The following is a 19,606-nucleotide window of genomic DNA, read 5'->3' on the forward strand; positions in this document are numbered from 1 at the left end:
AGGTCATGCTTTGTGAACACTGTAAGCAACGGAAAGCAACGGTTACAGTCACACAAATCATCAATGGACATAAAAGCGAGAAACATTATTGCGAAGTATGTGCCGCACAATTTCATCCATTCAGCCTGGATTTTCCCAAAGAAGAACAATTCCCGATCCATCAATTGCTTTCGAACTGGTTCGGCATGCCTCTCTGGAAAAACGATTTGCAGGAAAGAACTGTTCAGCCTTCCGTGCAAACGGTCGCATGCCCCGCTTGTGGATTTACTTTCCGCAAGTTTTTAAACGAAGGAAAATTAGGCTGCCCGCAATGTTATGAAACCTTTAGCGAAAAACTTCCTCAAGTACTTGAAAAATTCCAGGCCGGAACGAAACATACAGGAAAAAGACCAGGACAAAAAGTGGATAACAACCGCATTTTGAAAAAACAGATCGAACATGCCCGTGAGCAGCTGCAATTGGCGATCCAAGACGAACGTTTTGAGGATGCGGCAAAATTCAGGGATGAAATCAAGGAATTGGAACGTAAGCTGGAAATGGGAGGTGTGGATACACCATGAATCTTGAATATTTCTTAAAAGCGGAGGCGCCAAGTTGGATGGGAACTGATGGTGCGGAAGATGACATTGTGATTTCCACACGCATCCGGTTGGCAAGAAATTTGGAGGGTTTCCGTTTTCCGATCATCTTTTCAGATGAAGAAGCGAAAACAATCGATCAAATGGTGACGCAGGCGTTTTACCAATTGAAAGATAACAATCATGATTTTTCCCATTTCACAATACAGGAAATGCCTGTACTGCAACGCCAAGTACTCGTGGAAAAACATCTGATCAGTCCAATGCTTGCAAAAAGGGAAAAGTTTGCATCCGTCATCATTTCGCAGGATGAAGCCATCAGCGTCATGGTCAACGAAGAAGACCATTTAAGAATCCAATGCTTATCCCCTGGACTTAAGCTCATGGAAACTTATGAAATGGCAAATAAATTGGATAGTCAACTTGAAAAATTATTGCCGTTTGCTTTCCATAATGAATTCGGCTATTTAACAAGCTGCCCAACCAATGTAGGTACAGGGATGAGAGCATCCGTCATGATGCATTTGCCTGGACTTTCCATGACGAAACAGATCAAAGCATTGACCCAAATGCTTGCCCGCTTTGGCATGGTCGTGCGAGGCATCTACGGTGAAGGCAGCGAAAACTTAGGAAACATGTATCAAATTTCAAATCAAGTGACTCTCGGCAAGTCGGAAGATGAAATTGTCGATGATTTGCAAACAGTCGTGACACAAATTATTGAACAGGAACGAAACGCAAGACAAACTCTTTTGGCACAATCCAGAGTCGCTTTGGAAGACCGCATTCACCGGGCTTATGGAACTTTGAAACATGCGCGGATCATGACAAGCGAAGAAGCGGCGACATGTTTATCCAATGTCCGGTTAGGTGTTGATTTAGGAATCATTAAAGATGTTTCAAAGCATATTTTAAATGAGTGTACGATTCTTATTCAACCGGGGTTTGTACAACAATATGCAGGCACTACCTTGGAACCGGCTGAACGGGATGTATATAGAGCAAAACTGATACGCGAAAAATTAAACAGTGGTAATTCAAAACCTAGAGGAAAAGGAGAGGAAAGATATGATGTTTAATCGATTCACTCAACGCGCCCAAAAAGTGTTGCAGTTGGCACAAGAAGAAGCGATCCGTTGGAAACATGAATCCATCGGCACAGAGCACATCTTGCTTGGGCTTATCCGGGAAGGCGGAGGCATCGCAGCAAAAGCTTTGGAAGCCATCGATGTAACGCCGGAAATGATTGAACGGGGCATCGAAGAATTAGTCGGAAAAGGAACGAAAGATGTAGGGCCAATTGTTCACTATACACCTAGAGCGAAAAAAGTCATTGAACTCGCCGTTGATGAATCGCGGAAATTGGGCCATGCTTACATCGGCACAGAACATATCCTGCTTGCATTGATTCGCGAAGGCGAAGGTGTTGCCGCGAGAGTGCTTGCAAACGCTGGTGTGAGTCTCAATAAAGCCCGCCAACAAGTTCTATTGCTTTTGGGCAACAATGATGTTTCCCAAAACGCCAATCCGACTCAAACAGTCAGCACACCAACACTGGACAGCTTAGCCCGGGATTTGACTGCTATTGCCCGTGAAGGCGGCCTTGATCCAGTGATTGGACGAAGCAAAGAGATCACACGTGTGATCGAAGTGCTTTCACGCCGTACAAAAAACAACCCTGTGTTGATTGGTGAACCGGGTGTAGGTAAGACAGCCATTGCAGAAGGACTTGCCCAGCAAATCGTCAATAACGAAGTGCCTGAAACATTGCGTGATAAACGCGTGATGACGCTTGATATGGGTACGGTTGTAGCAGGTACAAAATATCGTGGTGAATTCGAAGACCGCTTGAAAAAAGTGATGGATGAAATTCGCCAAGCAGGTAACATCATTCTGTTCATCGACGAATTGCACACATTGATTGGAGCAGGTGGTGCGGAAGGTGCGATTGACGCTTCCAACATTTTAAAACCGGCCCTTGCCCGCGGAGAATTGCAATGCATTGGTGCCACAACATTGGATGAATATCGAAAATACATTGAAAAAGATGCCGCTTTGGAACGCCGTTTCCAACCAATTCAAGTCGATGAACCGACAGTGGAAGAAACAATCCAGATCATCAAAGGTTTGCGTGACCGTTATGAAGCGCATCACCGTGTAAAAATTACAGATGAAGCGATTGAAGCGGCGGCAAAATTATCCGATCGTTACATTTCAGACCGTTTCTTGCCGGACAAAGCCATTGACTTGATTGATGAAGCGGGATCAAAAGTGCGTTTACGCTCATTCACAGTGCCACCAAATCTAAAAGCTCTCGAAGATAAATTGGAACATGTGCGCAATGAGAAAAACGCAGCCGTTTCAAGCCAGGAGTTTGAAAAAGCGGCAGCATTGCGCGATACAGAACAAAAAATTAAAGAAGAACTCGAGCAATTGAAAAAATCATGGAAAGAAAAACAAGGCAAAGAAGAATCCAAAGTGACAGTGGAAGATATTGCCGAAGTCGTTTCCATGTGGACGGGAATTCCGGTAAACAAAATTGCTCAAGAAGAGTCTGAAAAACTGCTTAACTTGGAAGAAGAATTGCATAAACGCGTTGTCGGCCAACATGAAGCGGTTGAGGCAATCTCCAGAGCGATCCGCCGTGCACGTGCAGGACTTAAAGATCCAAAACGTCCAATTGGTACATTCATCTTCTTAGGGCCAACTGGCGTAGGGAAAACAGAACTTGCAAAAGCATTGGCAGAAGTGATGTTTGGAGATGAAGATGCAATGATCCGCATCGACATGTCCGAATATATGGAAAAACACTCCACTTCCCGCCTTGTTGGTTCACCTCCAGGATATGTAGGATTTGAAGAAGGCGGCCAATTAACGGAAAAAGTGCGCCGAAAACCATACTCTGTCGTGCTTTTGGACGAAATTGAAAAAGCCCATCCAGATGTATTCAATATTTTATTGCAAGTGCTCGATGATGGACGCTTAACGGATTCAAAAGGACGCACAGTGGATTTCCGCAACACGGTTGTCATTATGACATCCAACATCGGTGCGGAAGCCTTAAAATATCAAAAAAGCTTAGGATTCGGCGTAGGAGAAAAAGACAGCAAATATAAAGATATGAAATCTACTATGATGGAAGAATTGAAAAAAGCCTTCCGTCCAGAGTTCCTAAACCGTATTGATGAAATCATTGTGTTCAAACCGTTGGAAAAAGATCAATTAAAACAAATCGTATCCTTGATGGCAAAATCTTTGGTGAAACGATTAAAAGATCAGGATATCGATTTGGAATTAACGGATGCCGCTTTAGAGAAAATCGCGGAAGAAGGATACGATCCTCAATACGGTGCCCGTCCAATCCGCCGTGCTTTACAGAAAAATGTTGAGGACCGTTTATCCGAAGAGTTGTTGAAAGGCACTATTTCAAAAAATAGCAAAGTCGTCTTTGACTACGTGGATGGCGCGTTTGTCGTAAGAGAAAAAGATACTGTTGAAAGTGCATAAAATTTTATAAACGAAGCTGTCCGCAAGCCAACTGCGATTGACTTGCGGCACAGCTTATTTTAATACATATGAAAATCGAATCAATTTCATAAATCATAGTTTTTCTGAAGTATAGAGTACCCCTATACTAAAAACTTTGTTTTTTTTAAATTATGCAACTTGGTTTTGTTGCTGTAATAAAGCATTGATTCGATCAACTGCTAGTTTGCAGGTATTATAAATTAACGTCACCAGATTGAAATGCATTTTTGCTTTCTTTCCTGTACGATGACGGACATTGTTTAATTGAAAGTATTCCTTTAAATAAGCGTTAACGCGTTCGACTGCTGTACGTTCTTGATAAAGCTGTTTCCATCGTTCTGTCCCACGTGCTGGATAGGTAAATTTACGGATATCTATATCACATTTGATTTTGAAAACTTTTTGGCAAAGGGTGTCTTCTCGTAATGGGCAAGTTGCACATTCCTTTGGACGTGTGAATTTTAATGTATTGTACTTAGCGTCAAAGCTGTCATATTGGTAACTATGTTCACGCACACAGGTTGGACGAAAATGTTCATCGAATCCTATATATTCTCCTTCTCGGCGAACGTTGTAAGGAATCACGACTCGCATGGACTGTGATACGGCTTGACGGTAAATAGGTTCAACATCATAACCAGCATCAAATATAGCTATTGTAAATTGACCGTTTCCTAAGTGATGAAGTTTTTTCAATAATGGAATCGCAGCTTTACAATCACTTAAATTACCTGAGGACATCAAACGAGTGATGATATATTGACTTTTCGTCGAAACAGCTAAATGTGCTTTATAACCAAACCAGAATGTATTTTTTCCTTTACTATTCTTTTTCACACCCCATTTTGGCTCAATCGGTACATCCTTCCAAAGGGTTTCTAATGGGATATCCAGCTGTTCTTTCAGTTCTTTTTCATAGGTTGATTGATTTCCTTTTTTCTCTACTTGTTCGGCTAACCAAACAGCTCGTTCAGCTTTCGTTTTACGACCACGTTTTTTAGGAGTTTTAGGTGCTTTCTTTTCTGATGGTGTGAAAGCATCACGAGCTTCAAAGTGACTCGCATCGATGGCGACATGTTCATCATTTAGAAAGCCTTCCAACATCGCTGTTTTGATGAGTGTATCGTTCATTTTATCTAGCACATCTGATTCACTAATGACTTGAATCATGCGTGAATAAGAGCTTTCAGATGGTACGACATCAGACACAAGGAATCCACAGTCGAAACGAAATAAAGGATCATGGACCAAACGTTTGACTAAATCCTTCATTGTTGGAATTCGTTCGACAATACGAATAATCAGCGATTGAATCATTGCACCATCATTCAATTCACGTGGTGCACCTTTCAATGTCTTTTTAGAAAACAATTGAAATATAGGCTGAATGTCGATCACACTAAAAATGGCTTCATAACGATGGGAACTTTCCATTTCTAATAATTGATGGATGTCAAAAAGAGAAATTTGTTTTACAATAGTCATAGGGTACTCACCTCTTTCGTATGGTTTGTTTGGTTACCTACCATTATAACGAAATTTGGGGAGGTACCCATTTTTTATTGTCTTGAATCCCTTGAAAATCAAGGGGTGAGAATTATGAAATTAACTCAATCAATAATAATGACATTTAGTGCAGATGTTAAGCCGTCTTTGTTATCATCGCCGTACTAATAAGAATAATAGGAGGAACCAATGGCCAAAAAGAAAACAAAATTTTGCTGTCAAAGCTGCGGCTATGAATCGCCGAAATGGTTGGGAAGATGCCCTGGATGCGGGGAATGGAACAGCTTTGTGGAAGAAATAGAAGTCATTTCAAAATCCCGTGGAGTGTTTCAGCATTCAGAAGCCTCCAGTCAGAAAGCCGTACCGATTGTCAGCATTGAAACGCAGGAAGAACAAAGATTTGAAACGAGCATGGTGGAACTGAACCGGGTACTTGGGGGCGGCATTGTGCCAGGTTCTCTTGTGCTCATTGGCGGAGACCCGGGAATCGGAAAATCCACCCTTCTTATGCAGCTATCGGCGGATTTATCCAACAGGGGACATCGCGTGCTTTACGTATCCGGGGAAGAATCGCTGAAACAAACGAGACTCCGGGCATCAAGACTCGGCGTACAATCAAAGGAATTATTCATCTATGCGGAAACGGATCTGGAACTGATTCGTCATAGTATTGAGGAAGTACAACCCCGGTTTATCATTGTGGACTCCATCCAAACGGTTCATCATCCGGAAGTCACAAGCGCTCCCGGCAGCGTATCCCAGGTGAGAGAATGTACTTCGGAGCTTATGAGAATCGCAAAAACGAAGGGCATCGCAACTTTCCTGGTCGGGCATGTAACGAAAGAAGGGCAAATTGCAGGTCCGAGAATATTGGAGCATATGGTGGATACGGTTCTTTACTTTGAAGGGGAGAGACATCACACGTACCGGATTTTAAGAAGCCATAAGAACCGATTTGGCTCCACAAATGAAATTGCCATTTTCGAGATGATTCACTCCGGTTTAAAAGAAGTATTAAATCCTTCTGAACTCTTTTTGGAAGAACGTTCACAAGGTGCTGCAGGCTCTACGGTGGTGGCTTCCATGGAAGGGACAAGGCCGATTTTGGTTGAAATCCAATCGTTGGTAACGCCGACAAGTTTCAACTATCCAAAACGGATGGCGACAGGCGTGGATCAAAACCGGGTTCAATTATTGATGGCCGTTTTGGAAAAAAGAATGGGAATGCTTTTGCAAGCCCAAGACGCATACGTGAAAGTGGCAGGCGGGGTAAAATTGGATGAACCGGCCATTGACTTGGCTGTTCTTACATCGATTGTTTCCAGTTACAAAAATCAGCCTGTGAATGTCACGGATGTGTTCATTGGGGAAGTGGGGCTTACTGGAGAAGTAAGACGGGTATCCCGTATAGAGCAGCGGGTTTATGAAGCTGCAAGACTTGGTTTTAAACGTGTATTCATCCCGGCTTCCAATCTGGGAGGATGGGAAAATCCAAAAGAAATTGAAGTGATCGGTGTTCAAACAATCAATGAAGCGCTGAAACTTTGTTTTGGCAATTGAGGGAATTTTACCATGTTTTGAGAAAAATGGGCATTTTTTCTTCAGGAATTGGAAAAAAATAAAGAAGAAGTTGATTTAATTTGCGAAAAAAAGGTAAAAAAGTCCAAAAAATGCGATGAAGCGTTCTTACAAATCGCAAAGGATTCATGAACCATGTATAATTATCAGTAAGATAATATATCAGAAAAAAGGAGGTGGCAGGATGCTGAAGAGAATCATTCAAATTGCGTTTCTGTTTATTGGTGGTGCTTTGGGTTTTGTCTTTTTACCGCCATTATACGAAATTATTAATTTATCATCTAGTCCATGGTTAAATAATCCATACACATCGGTAGCAATAGGGGCGTTATTGTTATTTCTTCTTTCGTTTTCATTATCAGACTATTGCGTGAAATTTATCAACTGGATGGAAGAGGTGCTTTTTAAAATTCCGGCAGCGGACTTATTCTTTGGTACTCTAGGGTTGATTATCGGTTTAATTGTAGCATATTTTGTGGGATTTGCGATTGAACGAATTAACATTCCGGTTATTACCGATTTCTTGCCGATTATTTTATCCATCATTCTGGGATATTTGGGATTTAGAGTCGGCTTTAAAAAAAGGGACGAACTTTCACAACTATTTACAAAATCAGGAGTCGGTGCGAAAAAGAAAGCCGGAGAAGCCGGCCAGCCCGGATCTGAAAAAACGTTATATAAACTGCTGGATACAAGCGTTATCATCGACGGCCGCATTGCGGATATTGCGACTACAGGATTTATTGAAGGGGTATTGGTGGTGCCGCAATTCGTTTTGACGGAATTGCAGCATATTGCGGATTCCAGCGATACGTTGAAACGCACCCGTGGACGCCGGGGGCTTGATATGTTGAAAAAATTACAGGACGGAAAATCGGTAAATGTGATTATTTCAGAAGAGGACTTTGATGATATCCAAGAAGTTGATTTAAAATTAGTGCGGCTGGCGAAAAAAATGGGCGCGAAAATTTTAACGAACGATTTTAATTTAAATAAAGTGTGCGAACTTCATCATGTACAAGTATTGAATATCAATGAACTGGCAAACGCGGTGAAACCTGTTGTCATCCCCGGGGAAGATATGCAGGTTGTTGTCATCAAAGATGGAAAGGAACAAAATCAAGGAGTCGCCTATTTGGACGATGGCACAATGATTGTTGTTGAAGGTGGCCGTAATTATATCGGCCAAGCAATAACGGTTACGGTGACAAGCGTATTGCAAACATCCGCCGGTCGCATGATTTTTGCAAAACCGAAAGACGAACAAGTAGCATAAAAACACGCAACAATTGTAGGAGTTGAGCTTGTGGATTATGAAGTGGTGTTGCCGGCAGCCGGCAGCGGAAAACGGATGGGGGCAGGAAAAAACAAATTATTTTTGCCATTGGCCAATAAGCCGATTTTGATCCATACTCTCGAAGTCTTTGAAAAGGATCCAAAATGCACAGGGATCTACTTGGCGGTTAAGCCGGAAGAAAGAGAATATATTCAAAACTTATTGAATGAATACGGTATTACTAAGGTAAAGGGGTTGCCGAATGGAGGGGAAGAACGCCAACATTCCGTTCATGCATGTTTAAAAGTCATGAAGGATGTGGAAATCGTTCTTGTCCATGATGCCGCAAGACCCTTTATACTTCAGTCGGTGATTGACCGTTTAGTGGAAACGGCTTATGAAAAAGGGGCTGCCATTGCGGGAGTCCGCGCAAAGGATACGATGAAAAAAGTGCGGGACGGCATCATCGTTGAAACGGTGGAGCGGGATGACTTATGGGCCATCCAGACGCCGCAAGCTTTCCGTTTCGAACTGTTGCTTCATGCAGAGGATGTCGCAGAAAAAGTGGGTTTTTTAGGAACGGACGAAGCGATGCTTGTGGAACGTCTCGGCTATGAAATTCACATCGTCGAAAGCAGCTATGAAAATATTAAAATTACCACAAAAGAGGACTTGGTCTTTGGTGAAGCGATATTAAGAAACCGGCAGCTGAAAACCTCACAAATCTGATCGATTCGTGAGGTCTTTTCTTGTTTAATGATCTAAAAGGATTGTTTGGGAAAAATGCTTACAATCCATACAAATGGGAAATATGTTAATATATGAAGTGGTCATTTGGATTCAGATATTATAGTAAAGGATGGTGAACGCTGCATAATAGACAGAAAGCGTCTAGTACATGCAGCTGATATATGTTTCGGGTTGGACAAGGATTTGACGTTCATGCATTTCAAGAAGGGCGTCCGCTGATTATCGGCGGTATAGAAATCCCCCATACAAAAGGGCTTTTAGGGCATTCCGATGCAGATGTACTATTACACGCGATTACAGATGCGGCCCTTGGAGCGATTGGTGAAGGGGATATCGGCCGCCATTTTCCGGACACAGATCCGCAATATAAAGATGCGGACTCAGCAAAATTATTGGAATATATCTGGAAAATCGTTGAGGAAAAAGGGTATGTTCTTGGAAATGTGGACTGTACGATTATGGCACAAAGACCAAAGATGGCTCCGTATATTGAACAAATGAAAAACCGGATCGCTCAATTATTACATGCGGAACCTTCCCAAGTGAACGTGAAAGCGACGACAACGGAAAAACTGGGTTTTGTTGGACGGGAAGAAGGCATTGCAGCGCTTGCGACCATTTTATTGATCAAAAAACAGTAGTACTTACATGTAAGGAAAAATCATTACGTTTCAGAAATGACAAAATTTCTTTCCTACCATCAACTTTTCAATGCTGCACTGGAGTGGTAAAATGTACAAAAGTCGAGGGAAGCATTGGAAATAGTAAGATTTTAGCAATGTAATAACGAAAAACACAGTTTGTCAACTGCACAACTTAGGAGGAAAATAAGATGGCAAAAGAAGTTCGTGTTCGGTATGCACCAAGTCCTACCGGTCATTTACATATCGGTGGAGCACGCACAGCGTTATTCAACTATTTATTTGCAAAACATTACAACGGAACATTTGTTGTGCGCATTGAGGATACGGATATAGAGCGCAATGTAGAAGGCGGTGAAGCATCCCAGCTTGACAATTTGAGATGGTTGGGCATTATTCCTGATGAATCCGTTGATATTGGTGGACCTTATGCACCTTACCGCCAAACAGAGAGATTGGATATTTATAAAAAACATGCGGAAGAGTTGTTGGAACGCGGTTTGGCTTATAAATGCTTCTGTACGCCCGAAGAATTGGAAGCTTCAAGGGAAGCGCAAAGAGCAAAAGGTATTGCGGCTCCAACATATGACGGTAAATGCCGCCATTTGACGAAAGAAGAAATCGCGGAAAAAGAAGCGCAAGGAATTCCATATACAATCCGCTTCAAAGTGCCTGAAAATGTCACTTATAAATTCAATGATATGGTGCGCGGAGAAGTATCGTTTGAATCAAAAGATATCGGCGATTGGGTCATTATGAAAGCGAACGGAATCCCTACCTATAACTTTGCGGTTGTACTTGATGATCATTATATGGATATCACGCATGTATTCCGCGGCGAAGAGCATTTATCAAACACACCGAAACAAATGATGATTTTTGATGCGTTCGGTTGGGAATATCCGGAATTTGGCCATTTGACGATCATTGTGAATGAAAATCATAAGAAATTATCAAAACGTGACGAATCCATTATTCAATTCATCTCTCAATATAAAGAGCTGGGATATTTGCCTGAAGCGATGTTCAACTTCTTCGCATTGCTCGGTTGGTCTCCGGAAGGGGAAGAAGAAATCTTTACGAAAGAACAGCTTATTGAAATGTTTGATGAGAAACGTTTATCCAAATCACCTTCCATGTTTGACCGGAATAAACTAACATGGATGAATAACCAATACATCAAAAAATTGACTTTGGAAGAAGTGGTGGAACTGGCGCTTCCTCACTTGCAAAAAGCGGGGCTGCTTCCTGAAGAGTTGAATGAAGAACAAAAAGAATGGGCGACAAAATTGATCGGCTTGTATCATAATCAAATGAGCTATGGCGCAGAGATTGTGGAACTATCAAGCCTATTCTTTAAAGACGAAGTGGAATATGATGAAGAAGCGCAAGAGGTATTAGGTTGGGAGCACATCAAAGAAGTGGTTTCATCATTCAAACAGCAATTGGTGTCCTTGGAAACATTCGATGCCCCTTCCATTAAAGCGGCGCTTAAAGCGGTGCAAAAAGAGACAGGATATAAAGGGAAAAACTTGTTTATGCCAATCCGGGTGGTGACAACCGGCCAAACTCATGGACCGGACTTGGCTAGTACGATTGAGTTGGTTGGTAAAGAAAAAGTGTTGGCCCGTTTAGAAAAATTGGCAAACTAAGATGTTCTTAATGAATGGTGCGAATGGTCGATAATTAAATAAAAGCGAAAGCGTTGAAAAGGAGAAGTACGTAAAATATGTTTGAAAGAGAGGGTCACCATTGGCTGAAAGTGACCTAAACCTCTGTTTTACGGAAATGCACCTTTGAGCACTTGGCTGAAATGGAGTAGGCAAGTCGGCTGGTCACCGTTACAGGCCGCAGAGTGGAAAGCGTTTATGCTTTCAATCAGAGTGGAACCGCGCGACTTTGGCGTCTCTGTCATAGAAATATGATGGAGGCGTTTTTTATTTAAATAATCCAAAACCAATGTTTTGATTTATTGGCTTCTTTCATAGAAAAGATGGTAATTTAAAAATAGGAGAAAAATGTACGGAAAATTCGATGATTCAACAAACAAATGGAATTTTGTAAAGGAGAGACTGGCATGGCAATTCAAATTTACAATACGTTGACACGGAAAAAAGAACCTTTTGTTCCTCTCGAAGAAGGAAAGGTGAAAATGTACGTATGCGGTCCGACCGTTTATAACTATATACACATTGGAAATGCCCGTCCGGCGATCGTGTATGATACAGTGCGGAGATACTTGCAATATAAAGGGTATGATGTGAAATACGTTTCCAACTTTACGGATGTGGACGACAAAATCATCAAGGCGGCCAATGAATTGGGAGAAGAGGTTTCAGGGCTTACGGAACGTTTCATTAAAGCTTATTTTGAAGATATTACGGCTCTCGGCTGCAAGAAGGCGGATGTGCATCCCCGGGTAACGGAGCATATGAACGATATCATCGAATTTATAAAAGTATTGGTTGATAAAGGATATGCTTACGAGTCCCAAGGAGATGTCTATTTCCGCACACGTAAATTTGAAGACTATGGAAAGCTCAGCCATCAATCTATTGATGATTTAAAAGTGGGTGCCCGCATTGAACCGGGTGAAAAGAAAGAAGACCCGCTGGATTTTGCCCTTTGGAAAGCGGCAAAACCTGGGGAAATCTTCTGGGAGAGCCCTTGGGGAAAAGGGCGGCCTGGTTGGCATATCGAATGCTCTGTGATGGCCCGGGCGCATTTGGGCGATACCATTGACATCCATGCTGGAGGGCAAGATTTGACTTTCCCGCATCATGAAAACGAAATTGCCCAATCAGAAAGTTATACCGGAAAAACTTTCGCCCGTTATTGGATGCATAATGGGTATATTAATATCGACAATGAAAAAATGTCAAAATCCTTGGGGAACTTTGTATTGGTCCATGATATTATCCAAAAAATCGATCCGCAGGTATTGAGATTTTTCATGTTGTCCGTTCATTATCGCCATCCAATCAATTTCTCGGAAGAATTGATCGAATCGGCGCGCAGCGGGTTGGAACGCTTGCGCACAGCGTACTTGAACCTGCAGCATCGTTTGCAATCGACGACAAACCTTGCTGATGAGAGCGAAGAGTATTTAGAAAAAATTGATGAATTGAAAAAAGAATTTGAAAAGGAAATGGATGACGATTTCAATACGGCCAACGCAATCAGTGTTTTATTTGAACTGGCCCGTACGGCAAACACGTATTTGAACGAAACCAATACCGATGAAAAGGTGTTGAAAGCATTTATCGAAACTTTTGATGTGCTTAGTGAAGTATTGGGAATTAAACTGGCCCAAGAGACGGAAATTTTGGATGAAGACATTGAGAAATTAATCGAAGAGCGGAACATAGCAAGAAAAAACCGGGATTTCAAACGTGCGGATGAAATCCGGGATCAATTATTGAAGATGAACATCATTTTGGAAGATACGCGTCAAGGTACCCGTTGGAAACGAGGTTCATAATATGGCTCCATTAGTAGATGTCAATCAAATGAACGCGCTTGCCCTGGCCTATATGGGGGATGCGGTGTTGGAGGTGCGCATCAGGGAACATTTGCTGTTGAGCGGACGGATGAAGCCGAATACGCTGCACCACGAAGCGACAAAATATGTTTCCGCCAAAGCCCAATCCATGATTGTGCACCGCATGATCGAAGAACATTTTTTGACGGATGAAGAGCTGGCCATCTTTAGAAGGGGCCGCAATGCAAAGTCCGGCACCGTTCCGAAAAATACGGATGTCCAAACGTATCGCAACAGTTCAGGATTTGAAGCAATTCTGGGTTCTCTTTACTTAACGAAACAATATGAACGCATCGATAAGATTATTGATTACGCCATACAAATTGTGGAGGAAACGAAAGGAGTCGCGAAATGAGCGGGAATGGAGAGATTATTGCTGGAAAGAACCCGGTATTGGAAGCACTTCGTTCAGGCCGCGAAATGAACAAAATTTGGATCAGTGAAGGCGTGAAAAAATCGGGAATCAAAGAAGTGCTCGATTTGGCCCGTGAGCGCGGAGTATTTGTACAATTTGTTCCAAAGAAAAAAATCGATCAACTGTCAAACGCCAATCATCAGGGAATCGTCGCTTCCGTTGCTGCATACAAGTATGCGGAACTTGATGATTTATTTCAAGTGGCGAAAGAAAGAAATGAAGATCCATTTTTCATCATTTTAGATGAGTTGGAAGATCCCCATAATCTCGGTTCGATTATGAGAACTGCCGATGCGATCGGGGTTCATGGTATAATAATACCAAAAAGGCGTTCTGTAGGTCTTACAGCAACGGTGGCGAAAGCTTCAACCGGAGCAATTGAACATGTGCCCGTTTGCAGAGTGAACAACTTGGCGCAAACGGTGGATGAATTAAAAGAAAGAGGACTTTGGATTGCAGGGACAGACGCAAAGGGCAGCATCGATTACCGGAACATGGATGCTGCCTTGCCCCTGGCTATCATCATTGGAAGTGAAGGGAAAGGAATGAGCCGGCTTTTGAAGGAAAAATGCGATTTCCTCTATTCGTTGCCAATGGTCGGCCATGTCAATTCATTGAATGCTTCTGTCGCTGCGGCATTGTTGATGTATGAAGTGTACCGAAAACGGCAAGAAGTGAATGGTTAGTTATGGAAAACATTTTGATCGTTGATGGATACAATATGATCGGCGCTTGGAAAACGTTGCGCGCTTTAAAAGACACCAATTTGGAGGAAGCGAGGAACCGTTTGATCGAGCTTTTGGCCGAATTTCAAGCGGTGATGGGCTGGCGCGTCATTGTCGTCTTTGATGCTTATCACGTTTCGGGAGCCGAAAAGTCATATGTTCAAAATTCGGTGGAAGTCATATTTACGAAAAAGAATGAGACCGCCGATGAACGGATTGAAAAGTTATCCAATGAACTCAAGGGAAGAAAAGTCCAAATCTATGTGGCTACTTCCGACATGACGGAACAAAACGTCATTTTCGGAAATGGCGCGCTGAGAAAATCGGCCCGCGAATTGGAAATCGAGATGGAGATCATCCAATCAAATATATCAAAAAAAGTGGAAACATCGCAGAAAGAAAAACCGAAATCTAGAATCCCCTTATCGAAAGAAGTAGAGTTAGCCTTTGAGAAATGGAGAAGAGGTTTAAAATAACTCATTGACCTGTATTTTCCAACTCATTTATACTGTTCCTAATACGATTTATACGTCTGGGGTGAGGCCGTTGCTAAAAACAGAGCAATCGCAAACAGCACAATCCTTTGAAGAGATGACGGATGAACAACTTGTTGAACTGGTGCACCAAGGGAATACAGAGGCGTTGGATTTTTTGATTAATAAATATCGGGTGTTCGTAAAAGCGAAGGCGCGTTCTTATTTTTTGATTGGAGCGGATAAGGAAGACATCGTCCAAGAGGGGATGATTGGTTTATATAAAGCTGTCAGGGATTTTAAAGAGGATAAGCTGACATCCTTTAAAGCCTTTGCGGAATTATGTATTACGCGCCAAATTATTACAGCGATAAAAACGGCAACGCGTCAGAAACATATTCCGCTCAATTCTTATGTTTCGCTCGACAAACCCATTTATGATGAGGAGTCGGATCGGACGCTATTGGATGTCATCACAGGTGCGGAGTCGGAAAATCCGGAGCATCTGATGATCAACCGTGAAGAATATTCCCATTTGGAAGAAAAAATCAGCGAAATATTAAGCGAACTTGAACAACAAGTCCTTTCATTATATTTGGATGGACAATCCTACAATGAAATCTCCGAAGAATTAAACCGGCATGTCAAGTCGATTGATAATGCCTTGCAAAGGGTGAAACGGAAATTGGAGCGCCATTTGGAAAATGGGGAAATTATTTGAAACTCTGTTCGCAATTATTGACAGCGAGTTTTTTTGGTGTTAGTCTTTAAAAGATAAAATGCCAGAATAGAGGTTATTCCTGTGGCAAAGAAAATCGTTTTATGCTGTGAAGAGTGTGGTTCGCGGAATTACACTTACCCTGAAAAAGAGAACGCAACTAGAATAGTGCTCAAAAAGTATTGTCCACGCTGCAATCGACACACGTTACACAAACAAACGCGCTAGTTGATATAGAGAATATAGATAAGTTATTCGGAGGTTACGCGAGAATGGGCAAAATCAAGAAATTTCTGCAAGAAGTCATGTCAGAAATGCGTAAGACAAGCTGGCCAAAGAGCAAGGAGCTTACAAAATATACAATCGTTGTAGTAACGACAGTCATTTTTGTAGCCCTCTATTTTGTGCTGGTGGATTTGGGGATTTCTGAATTGTTCCGCTGGTATTTAAATATATAATGAATCTTTAGCAAGCGATAGCTTAGAAAATAGCCCGTTCCTTATCCTACGGGTTTTTTTCATTTATTTTGTAAATTATAATATTAAACACGGAAAAGCCGTCAGCGGGTATGCGCATTTGTAAAGGAGGGAAGGACGAGGAGTCCGACAGGCATTATGGAAAAACAATGGTATGTAGTTCATACTTATTCTGGTTATGAAAATCGAGTGAAAGCAAATCTCGAAAAGCGTGTAGAAACAATGGGAATGCAGGATCTTATTTTCCGGGTCATTATCCCTGAACACGAAGAAACGGATTTGAAAGACGGAAAAAAACGAACAGTGATGCGTAAAGTATTCCCTGGTTATGTATTGGTTGAGATGATTTTGACGGATGAATCCTGGTATGTTGTCCGCAATACCCCAGGAGTGACAGGATTCATCGGGTCTTCAGGCGGCGGCGCGAAACCGACACCGCTACTTCCGGAAGAAGCGGATCGTTTGCTCCGTTCCATGGGCTTGCACAAAAAAGCGATTGGCGAGTTGGATATTTCGGTCGGCGATTTGGTGGAAGTGTTGGACGGTCCATTCAAGAACTTCAAAGGAAACGTGGAAGAAATCGATGTGGACAAAGGAAAAGTAAAAGTTTCTGTGGACATGTTTGGACGGGAAACAAAAATGGAATTGGATTTTGAACAAGTTCAGAAGGTATAACGGCGCAAAGCGTTCATCCTGACCGGTTTCATGCCGGAAACAGGCTGGAATATCAAATAATTTATCCCTTCGTAACATTTTTGCTTGCTTCATAATAAGAAAAATGGTATCATTTCAAAGGTCAGACTAGTTTTTCAGTCTGAGAAATGAGTTAAAGATATTTTATCGGCATGGCTGATAAATGGATATTTGAGTGGGAGGGGCAACCCAATATACCACATCACGGACTTTAAGGAGGTGTGTCTCGTGGCTAAAAAAGTAATTAAAATCGTTAAACTTCAAATCCCTGCTGGTAAAGCGAATCCGGCTCCACCGGTTGGTCCTGCGTTAGGTCAAGCTGGTGTAAACATCATGGGATTCTGTAAAGAATTTAACGCTCGTACTGCTGATCAAGCAGGTTTGATTATACCTGTTGAAATTACAGTATTCGAAGACCGTTCATTCACTTTCATTACGAAAACTCCACCTGCAGCTGTATTACTTAAAAAAGCAGCAGGCATCGAATCAGGTTCTGGTGAGCCAAATCGTAAAAAAGTTGCAACGGTTAAACGCGATAAAGTTCGCGAAATCGCAGAACTTAAAATGCCTGACTTAAATGCTGCGTCTGTTGAAGCGGCTATGAGAATGGTAGAAGGTACAGCACGAAGCATGGGTATTGAAATCGTTGACTAATCCCTTTTAAATCGTGTTGTGTTTCTGAGGTTGCGCAAGTTCTGTAGAACCCGCAACCTTTATTCGTGGGAGGTAAATTCCGCTAAAACCACAAAGGAGGAAAAAACAATGGCAAAACGTAGCAAAAGAATGCAAGAACTTTTAAAATTAGTTGATCGCACAAAATTGTATCCTGTTGAAGAAGCAATTGCATTAGCTCAAAAAACTAGCAATGTAAAATTCGATGCGACAGTAGAAGTGGCATTCCGCTTAAATATCGACACTCGTAAAAACGATCAACAAATCCGTGGAGCAGTTGTGCTTCCAAACGGAACTGGTAAAACTCAACGCGTGTTAGTGTTTGCGAAAGGCGAAAAAGCGAAAGAAGCCGAAGCTGCAGGAGCAGACTATGTAGGCGATTCAGATTATATCAACAAAATCCAACAAGGTTGGTTCGATTTCGATGTAATCGTAGCTACACCTGATATGATGGGTGAAGTTGGTAAACTTGGTCGTGTATTAGGTCCAAAAGGATTAATGCCAAACCCTAAAACAGGAACAGTAACTTTCGATGTAGCAAAAGCAATCGCAGATATCAAAGCTGGTAAAGTGGAATACCGCGCTGACAAAGCTGGTATCGTTCACGCTCCTATCGGTAAAGTTTCCTTTGATACACAAAAATTGGTTGAAAACTTCTTGGCTGTATTTGATGCAATCCAAAAAGCAAAACCTGCTGCAGCCAAAGGTACTTACATGAAGTCAGTAAACATCACTACTACAATGGGGCCATCCATTAAAGTTGATGCTTCAAGCGTAGTAGTTAACTAATAAATAAAAAAGGATAAAACTATTGACAATTATCCTATCCATGATTATTATGGATGATGTTCTGAATTAAATATAGCGACTCATTTGTACCGTAGACAGTAGGGGTGCATTCGCACTTAAACTTTCCCTACCGAGGTCATAAATCGATTCTTTTGATGATGACGTTTTATGCCTTCGTGTGTCTACACGGAGGCTTTTGTTTTATCGGTATGAATGACCCAATCCACAGGAGGTGTCAAAATGTCTAAAGCAATTGAAGCCAAAAAAGCGCAAGTACAAGAAATCGCGGATAAATTCAAAAACGCTGCTTCAGTAGTGATTGTTGACTACCGCGGTTTGAACGTAGCTCAAGTGACAGAATTGCGTAAACAACTTCGCGAAGCAGGCGTAGATTTCAAAGTGTACAAAAACACTTTAACACGCCGCGCTGTTGAAGAAGTTGGATTAGAAGGACTTAACGATTACTTAACAGGTCCAAATGCGATCGCTTTCTCAAGCGAGGATGTTGTAGCGCCAGCAAAAATTCTTAACAACTTCGCAAAAACTAACGAAGCGCTTGAAATCAAAGCTGGTGTGATCGAAGGTAACATCGCTTCTGTTGAAGAAGTGAAAGCTCTTGCCGACCTTCCATCCCGCGAAGGCTTGCTTTCTATGTTGCTTTCTGTATTGCAAGCTCCAATCCGCAACTTCGCTCTTGCTGCAAAAGCGGTTGCAGAACAAAAAGAAGAACAAGGCGCGTAATGATCGCTTAACCCATTATTTCGAAATCAGGCAAATTGCCTAACAAAATTACCAATATAGGAGGAATAAAGAATGACTAAAGAACAAATTATTGAAGCTATTAAAGAAATGACAGTTCTTGAATTAAATGATTTAGTAAAAGCAATCGAAGAAGAATTCGGTGTAACAGCTGCTGCTCCAGTAGCAGTGGTAGGTGGCGCTGCTGCAGGTGCTGCTGCTGAAGAAAAAACTGAATTTGATGTGGTACTTGCTAACGCTGGCGACCAAAAAATCAAAGTTATCAAAGTTGTACGTGAAATCACTGGCCTTGGCTTAAAAGAAGCTAAAGACTTAGTTGACAACGCTCCAAAACCACTTAAAGAAGGCGTATCTAAAGAAGAAGCAGAAGAAATCAAAGCTAAACTTGAAGAAGTTGGCGCTTCTATCGAACTTAAGTAATAATCGCTTAAGGATTGTTTATACTAAAAATAAAAAAGCTCGTCGTATTTGGCGAGCTTTTCTTCATT

Annotated in this window: 21 protein-coding genes and 2 other annotated features; of the genes, 20 read left to right on the forward strand and 1 reads right to left on the reverse strand. The window is 41.8% G+C overall.

Features of this window, described 5'->3' with window-relative positions; translation table 11 throughout:
• The first annotated feature begins 5 nt into the window (after window positions 1–5).
• The 3 genes from NSS77_RS06100 to NSS77_RS06110 are packed head-to-tail and all read left to right on the forward strand — an operon-like array spanning window position 6 to window position 4,085.
• Window positions 6–560: a UvrB/UvrC motif-containing protein gene (locus NSS77_RS06100; RefSeq protein ID WP_342470827.1), complete on the forward strand. Its 555-nt coding sequence runs from the start codon at window positions 6–8 to the stop codon at window positions 558–560.
• A complete protein-coding gene (locus tag NSS77_RS06105) occupies window positions 557–1,657 on the forward strand; it encodes a protein arginine kinase (RefSeq protein WP_342470828.1) in 1,101 nt (366 codons plus the stop codon). Before NSS77_RS06100 ends, NSS77_RS06105 begins: the two co-directional genes overlap by 4 nt.
• On the forward strand, window positions 1,647–4,085 hold the full coding sequence (locus tag NSS77_RS06110; RefSeq protein ID WP_342470829.1) for an ATP-dependent Clp protease ATP-binding subunit: 2,439 nt from the start codon (window positions 1,647–1,649) through the stop codon (window positions 4,083–4,085). Before NSS77_RS06105 ends, NSS77_RS06110 begins: the two co-directional genes overlap by 11 nt.
• A 150-nt stretch (window positions 4,086–4,235) precedes the next feature.
• Here NSS77_RS06110 and NSS77_RS06115 read toward each other — a convergent pair whose 3' ends face one another.
• Window positions 4,236–5,591 (reverse strand): transposase, encoded by a 1,356-nt coding sequence (locus NSS77_RS06115; RefSeq protein WP_342470830.1) that lies wholly within the window; start codon window positions 5,589–5,591, stop codon window positions 4,236–4,238.
• Window positions 5,592–5,801: 210 nt separating this feature from the next.
• Between NSS77_RS06115 and radA the strand changes: the two genes are divergently transcribed.
• The 17 genes from radA to rplL all read left to right on the forward strand — a co-directional run bounded on the left by radA (window position 5,802) and on the right by rplL (window position 19,538).
• On the forward strand, window positions 5,802–7,172 hold the full coding sequence (gene radA / locus NSS77_RS06120) for a DNA repair protein RadA (RefSeq protein ID WP_342470831.1): 1,371 nt from the start codon (window positions 5,802–5,804) through the stop codon (window positions 7,170–7,172).
• A gap of 202 nt (window positions 7,173–7,374) precedes the next feature.
• On the forward strand, window positions 7,375–8,466 hold the full coding sequence (locus tag NSS77_RS06125; protein WP_342470832.1) for a PIN/TRAM domain-containing protein: 1,092 nt from the start codon (window positions 7,375–7,377) through the stop codon (window positions 8,464–8,466).
• A 30-nt stretch (window positions 8,467–8,496) separates the two neighbouring features.
• Window positions 8,497–9,195 (forward strand): 2-C-methyl-D-erythritol 4-phosphate cytidylyltransferase, encoded by a 699-nt coding sequence (ispD, locus tag NSS77_RS06130; protein ID WP_342470833.1) that lies wholly within the window; start codon window positions 8,497–8,499, stop codon window positions 9,193–9,195.
• Between the two features lie 182 nt (window positions 9,196–9,377).
• Window positions 9,378–9,857 carry a 2-C-methyl-D-erythritol 2,4-cyclodiphosphate synthase gene (ispF, locus tag NSS77_RS06135; RefSeq protein WP_342470834.1) on the forward strand — a complete coding sequence of 160 codons (480 nt, stop codon included), beginning with the start codon at window positions 9,378–9,380 and terminating at the stop codon, window positions 9,855–9,857.
• A 191-nt stretch (window positions 9,858–10,048) separates the two neighbouring features.
• Entirely contained in the window at window positions 10,049–11,509 is a 1,461-nt protein-coding gene (gltX, locus tag NSS77_RS06140; RefSeq protein WP_342470835.1) for a glutamate--tRNA ligase, read from the forward strand.
• A gap of 44 nt (window positions 11,510–11,553) precedes the next feature.
• Window positions 11,554–11,770 (forward strand) — a binding site (T-box leader).
• A 164-nt stretch (window positions 11,771–11,934) separates the two neighbouring features.
• Complete coding sequence (cysS, locus tag NSS77_RS06145; RefSeq protein WP_342470837.1) at window positions 11,935–13,338, forward strand: cysteine--tRNA ligase; 1,404 nt, start codon at window positions 11,935–11,937, stop codon at window positions 13,336–13,338.
• A 1-nt stretch (window position 13,339) separates the two neighbouring features.
• Window positions 13,340–13,753, forward strand: coding sequence for a Mini-ribonuclease 3 (locus tag NSS77_RS06150; RefSeq protein ID WP_342470838.1), 414 nt, complete (start codon window positions 13,340–13,342; stop codon window positions 13,751–13,753).
• A complete protein-coding gene (gene rlmB, locus NSS77_RS06155) occupies window positions 13,750–14,499 on the forward strand; it encodes a 23S rRNA (guanosine(2251)-2'-O)-methyltransferase RlmB (RefSeq protein ID WP_342470839.1) in 750 nt (249 codons plus the stop codon). Before NSS77_RS06150 ends, rlmB begins: the two co-directional genes overlap by 4 nt.
• Before the next feature lie 2 nt (window positions 14,500–14,501).
• Window positions 14,502–15,014: an NYN domain-containing protein gene (locus tag NSS77_RS06160; RefSeq protein ID WP_342470840.1), complete on the forward strand. Its 513-nt coding sequence runs from the start codon at window positions 14,502–14,504 to the stop codon at window positions 15,012–15,014.
• 70 nt (window positions 15,015–15,084) lie between these two features.
• The gene (sigH, locus tag NSS77_RS06165) at window positions 15,085–15,732 is read left to right on the forward strand and encodes an RNA polymerase sporulation sigma factor SigH (RefSeq protein WP_342470841.1); all 648 of its coding nucleotides are present in this window, start codon (window positions 15,085–15,087) and stop codon (window positions 15,730–15,732) included.
• An 81-nt stretch (window positions 15,733–15,813) separates the two neighbouring features.
• Complete coding sequence (gene rpmG, locus NSS77_RS06170) at window positions 15,814–15,957, forward strand: 50S ribosomal protein L33 (protein ID WP_342470842.1); 144 nt, start codon at window positions 15,814–15,816, stop codon at window positions 15,955–15,957.
• Window positions 15,958–16,001: 44 nt separating this feature from the next.
• Window positions 16,002–16,187: a preprotein translocase subunit SecE gene (secE, locus tag NSS77_RS06175; protein WP_342470843.1), complete on the forward strand. Its 186-nt coding sequence runs from the start codon at window positions 16,002–16,004 to the stop codon at window positions 16,185–16,187.
• A gap of 156 nt (window positions 16,188–16,343) precedes the next feature.
• Window positions 16,344–16,880 carry a transcription termination/antitermination protein NusG gene (gene nusG / locus NSS77_RS06180; RefSeq protein WP_342470844.1) on the forward strand — a complete coding sequence of 179 codons (537 nt, stop codon included), beginning with the start codon at window positions 16,344–16,346 and terminating at the stop codon, window positions 16,878–16,880.
• 246 nt (window positions 16,881–17,126) lie between these two features.
• Entirely contained in the window at window positions 17,127–17,552 is a 426-nt protein-coding gene (rplK, locus tag NSS77_RS06185; protein WP_208651246.1) for a 50S ribosomal protein L11, read from the forward strand.
• Between the two features lie 108 nt (window positions 17,553–17,660).
• The gene (gene rplA / locus NSS77_RS06190) at window positions 17,661–18,359 is read left to right on the forward strand and encodes a 50S ribosomal protein L1 (RefSeq protein ID WP_342470845.1); all 699 of its coding nucleotides are present in this window, start codon (window positions 17,661–17,663) and stop codon (window positions 18,357–18,359) included.
• Between the two features lie 71 nt (window positions 18,360–18,430).
• Window positions 18,431–18,568 (forward strand) — a sequence feature (ribosomal protein L10 leader region).
• Between the two features lie 31 nt (window positions 18,569–18,599).
• Entirely contained in the window at window positions 18,600–19,100 is a 501-nt protein-coding gene (gene rplJ, locus NSS77_RS06195; protein WP_342470846.1) for a 50S ribosomal protein L10, read from the forward strand.
• A 72-nt stretch (window positions 19,101–19,172) separates the two neighbouring features.
• On the forward strand, window positions 19,173–19,538 hold the full coding sequence (rplL, locus tag NSS77_RS06200) for a 50S ribosomal protein L7/L12 (RefSeq protein WP_342470847.1): 366 nt from the start codon (window positions 19,173–19,175) through the stop codon (window positions 19,536–19,538).
• The last annotated feature ends 68 nt before the right edge of the window (window positions 19,539–19,606 follow it).

The sequence above is a fragment of the Ureibacillus sp. FSL K6-3587 genome (genome assembly GCF_038593165.1).
GTDB classification, from domain to species: Bacteria; Bacillota; Bacilli; order Bacillales_A; family Planococcaceae; genus Ureibacillus; species Ureibacillus suwonensis.

What these genes read in the sequence shown, in the direction of transcription:
- secE (WP_342470843.1), top strand. Translation starts at nt 16,002, where the DNA reads ATGGGCAAAATCAAGAAATTTCTGCAAGAAGTCATGTCAGAAATGCGT.
- rplJ (WP_342470846.1), top strand. Translation starts at nt 18,600, where the DNA reads ATGTCTAAAGCAATTGAAGCCAAAAAAGCGCAAGTACAAGAAATCGCG.
- rlmB (WP_342470839.1), top strand. Translation starts at nt 13,750, where the DNA reads ATGAGCGGGAATGGAGAGATTATTGCTGGAAAGAACCCGGTATTGGAA.
- NSS77_RS06110 (WP_342470829.1), top strand. Translation starts at nt 1,647, where the DNA reads ATGATGTTTAATCGATTCACTCAACGCGCCCAAAAAGTGTTGCAGTTG.
- NSS77_RS06150 (WP_342470838.1), top strand. Translation starts at nt 13,340, where the DNA reads ATGGCTCCATTAGTAGATGTCAATCAAATGAACGCGCTTGCCCTGGCC.
- ispF (WP_342470834.1), top strand. Translation starts at nt 9,378, where the DNA reads ATGTTTCGGGTTGGACAAGGATTTGACGTTCATGCATTTCAAGAAGGG.
- cysS (WP_342470837.1), top strand. Translation starts at nt 11,935, where the DNA reads ATGGCAATTCAAATTTACAATACGTTGACACGGAAAAAAGAACCTTTT.
- NSS77_RS06115 (WP_342470830.1), bottom strand. Translation starts at nt 5,591, where the DNA reads ATGACTATTGTAAAACAAATTTCTCTTTTTGACATCCATCAATTATTA.
- NSS77_RS06125 (WP_342470832.1), top strand. Translation starts at nt 7,375, where the DNA reads ATGCTGAAGAGAATCATTCAAATTGCGTTTCTGTTTATTGGTGGTGCT.
- rplA (WP_342470845.1), top strand. Translation starts at nt 17,661, where the DNA reads ATGGCAAAACGTAGCAAAAGAATGCAAGAACTTTTAAAATTAGTTGAT.
- rplL (WP_342470847.1), top strand. Translation starts at nt 19,173, where the DNA reads ATGACTAAAGAACAAATTATTGAAGCTATTAAAGAAATGACAGTTCTT.
- NSS77_RS06100 (WP_342470827.1), top strand. Translation starts at nt 6, where the DNA reads ATGCTTTGTGAACACTGTAAGCAACGGAAAGCAACGGTTACAGTCACA.
- NSS77_RS06105 (WP_342470828.1), top strand. Translation starts at nt 557, where the DNA reads ATGAATCTTGAATATTTCTTAAAAGCGGAGGCGCCAAGTTGGATGGGA.
- gltX (WP_342470835.1), top strand. Translation starts at nt 10,049, where the DNA reads ATGGCAAAAGAAGTTCGTGTTCGGTATGCACCAAGTCCTACCGGTCAT.
- radA (WP_342470831.1), top strand. Translation starts at nt 5,802, where the DNA reads ATGGCCAAAAAGAAAACAAAATTTTGCTGTCAAAGCTGCGGCTATGAA.
- NSS77_RS06160 (WP_342470840.1), top strand. Translation starts at nt 14,502, where the DNA reads ATGGAAAACATTTTGATCGTTGATGGATACAATATGATCGGCGCTTGG.
- nusG (WP_342470844.1), top strand. Translation starts at nt 16,344, where the DNA reads ATGGAAAAACAATGGTATGTAGTTCATACTTATTCTGGTTATGAAAAT.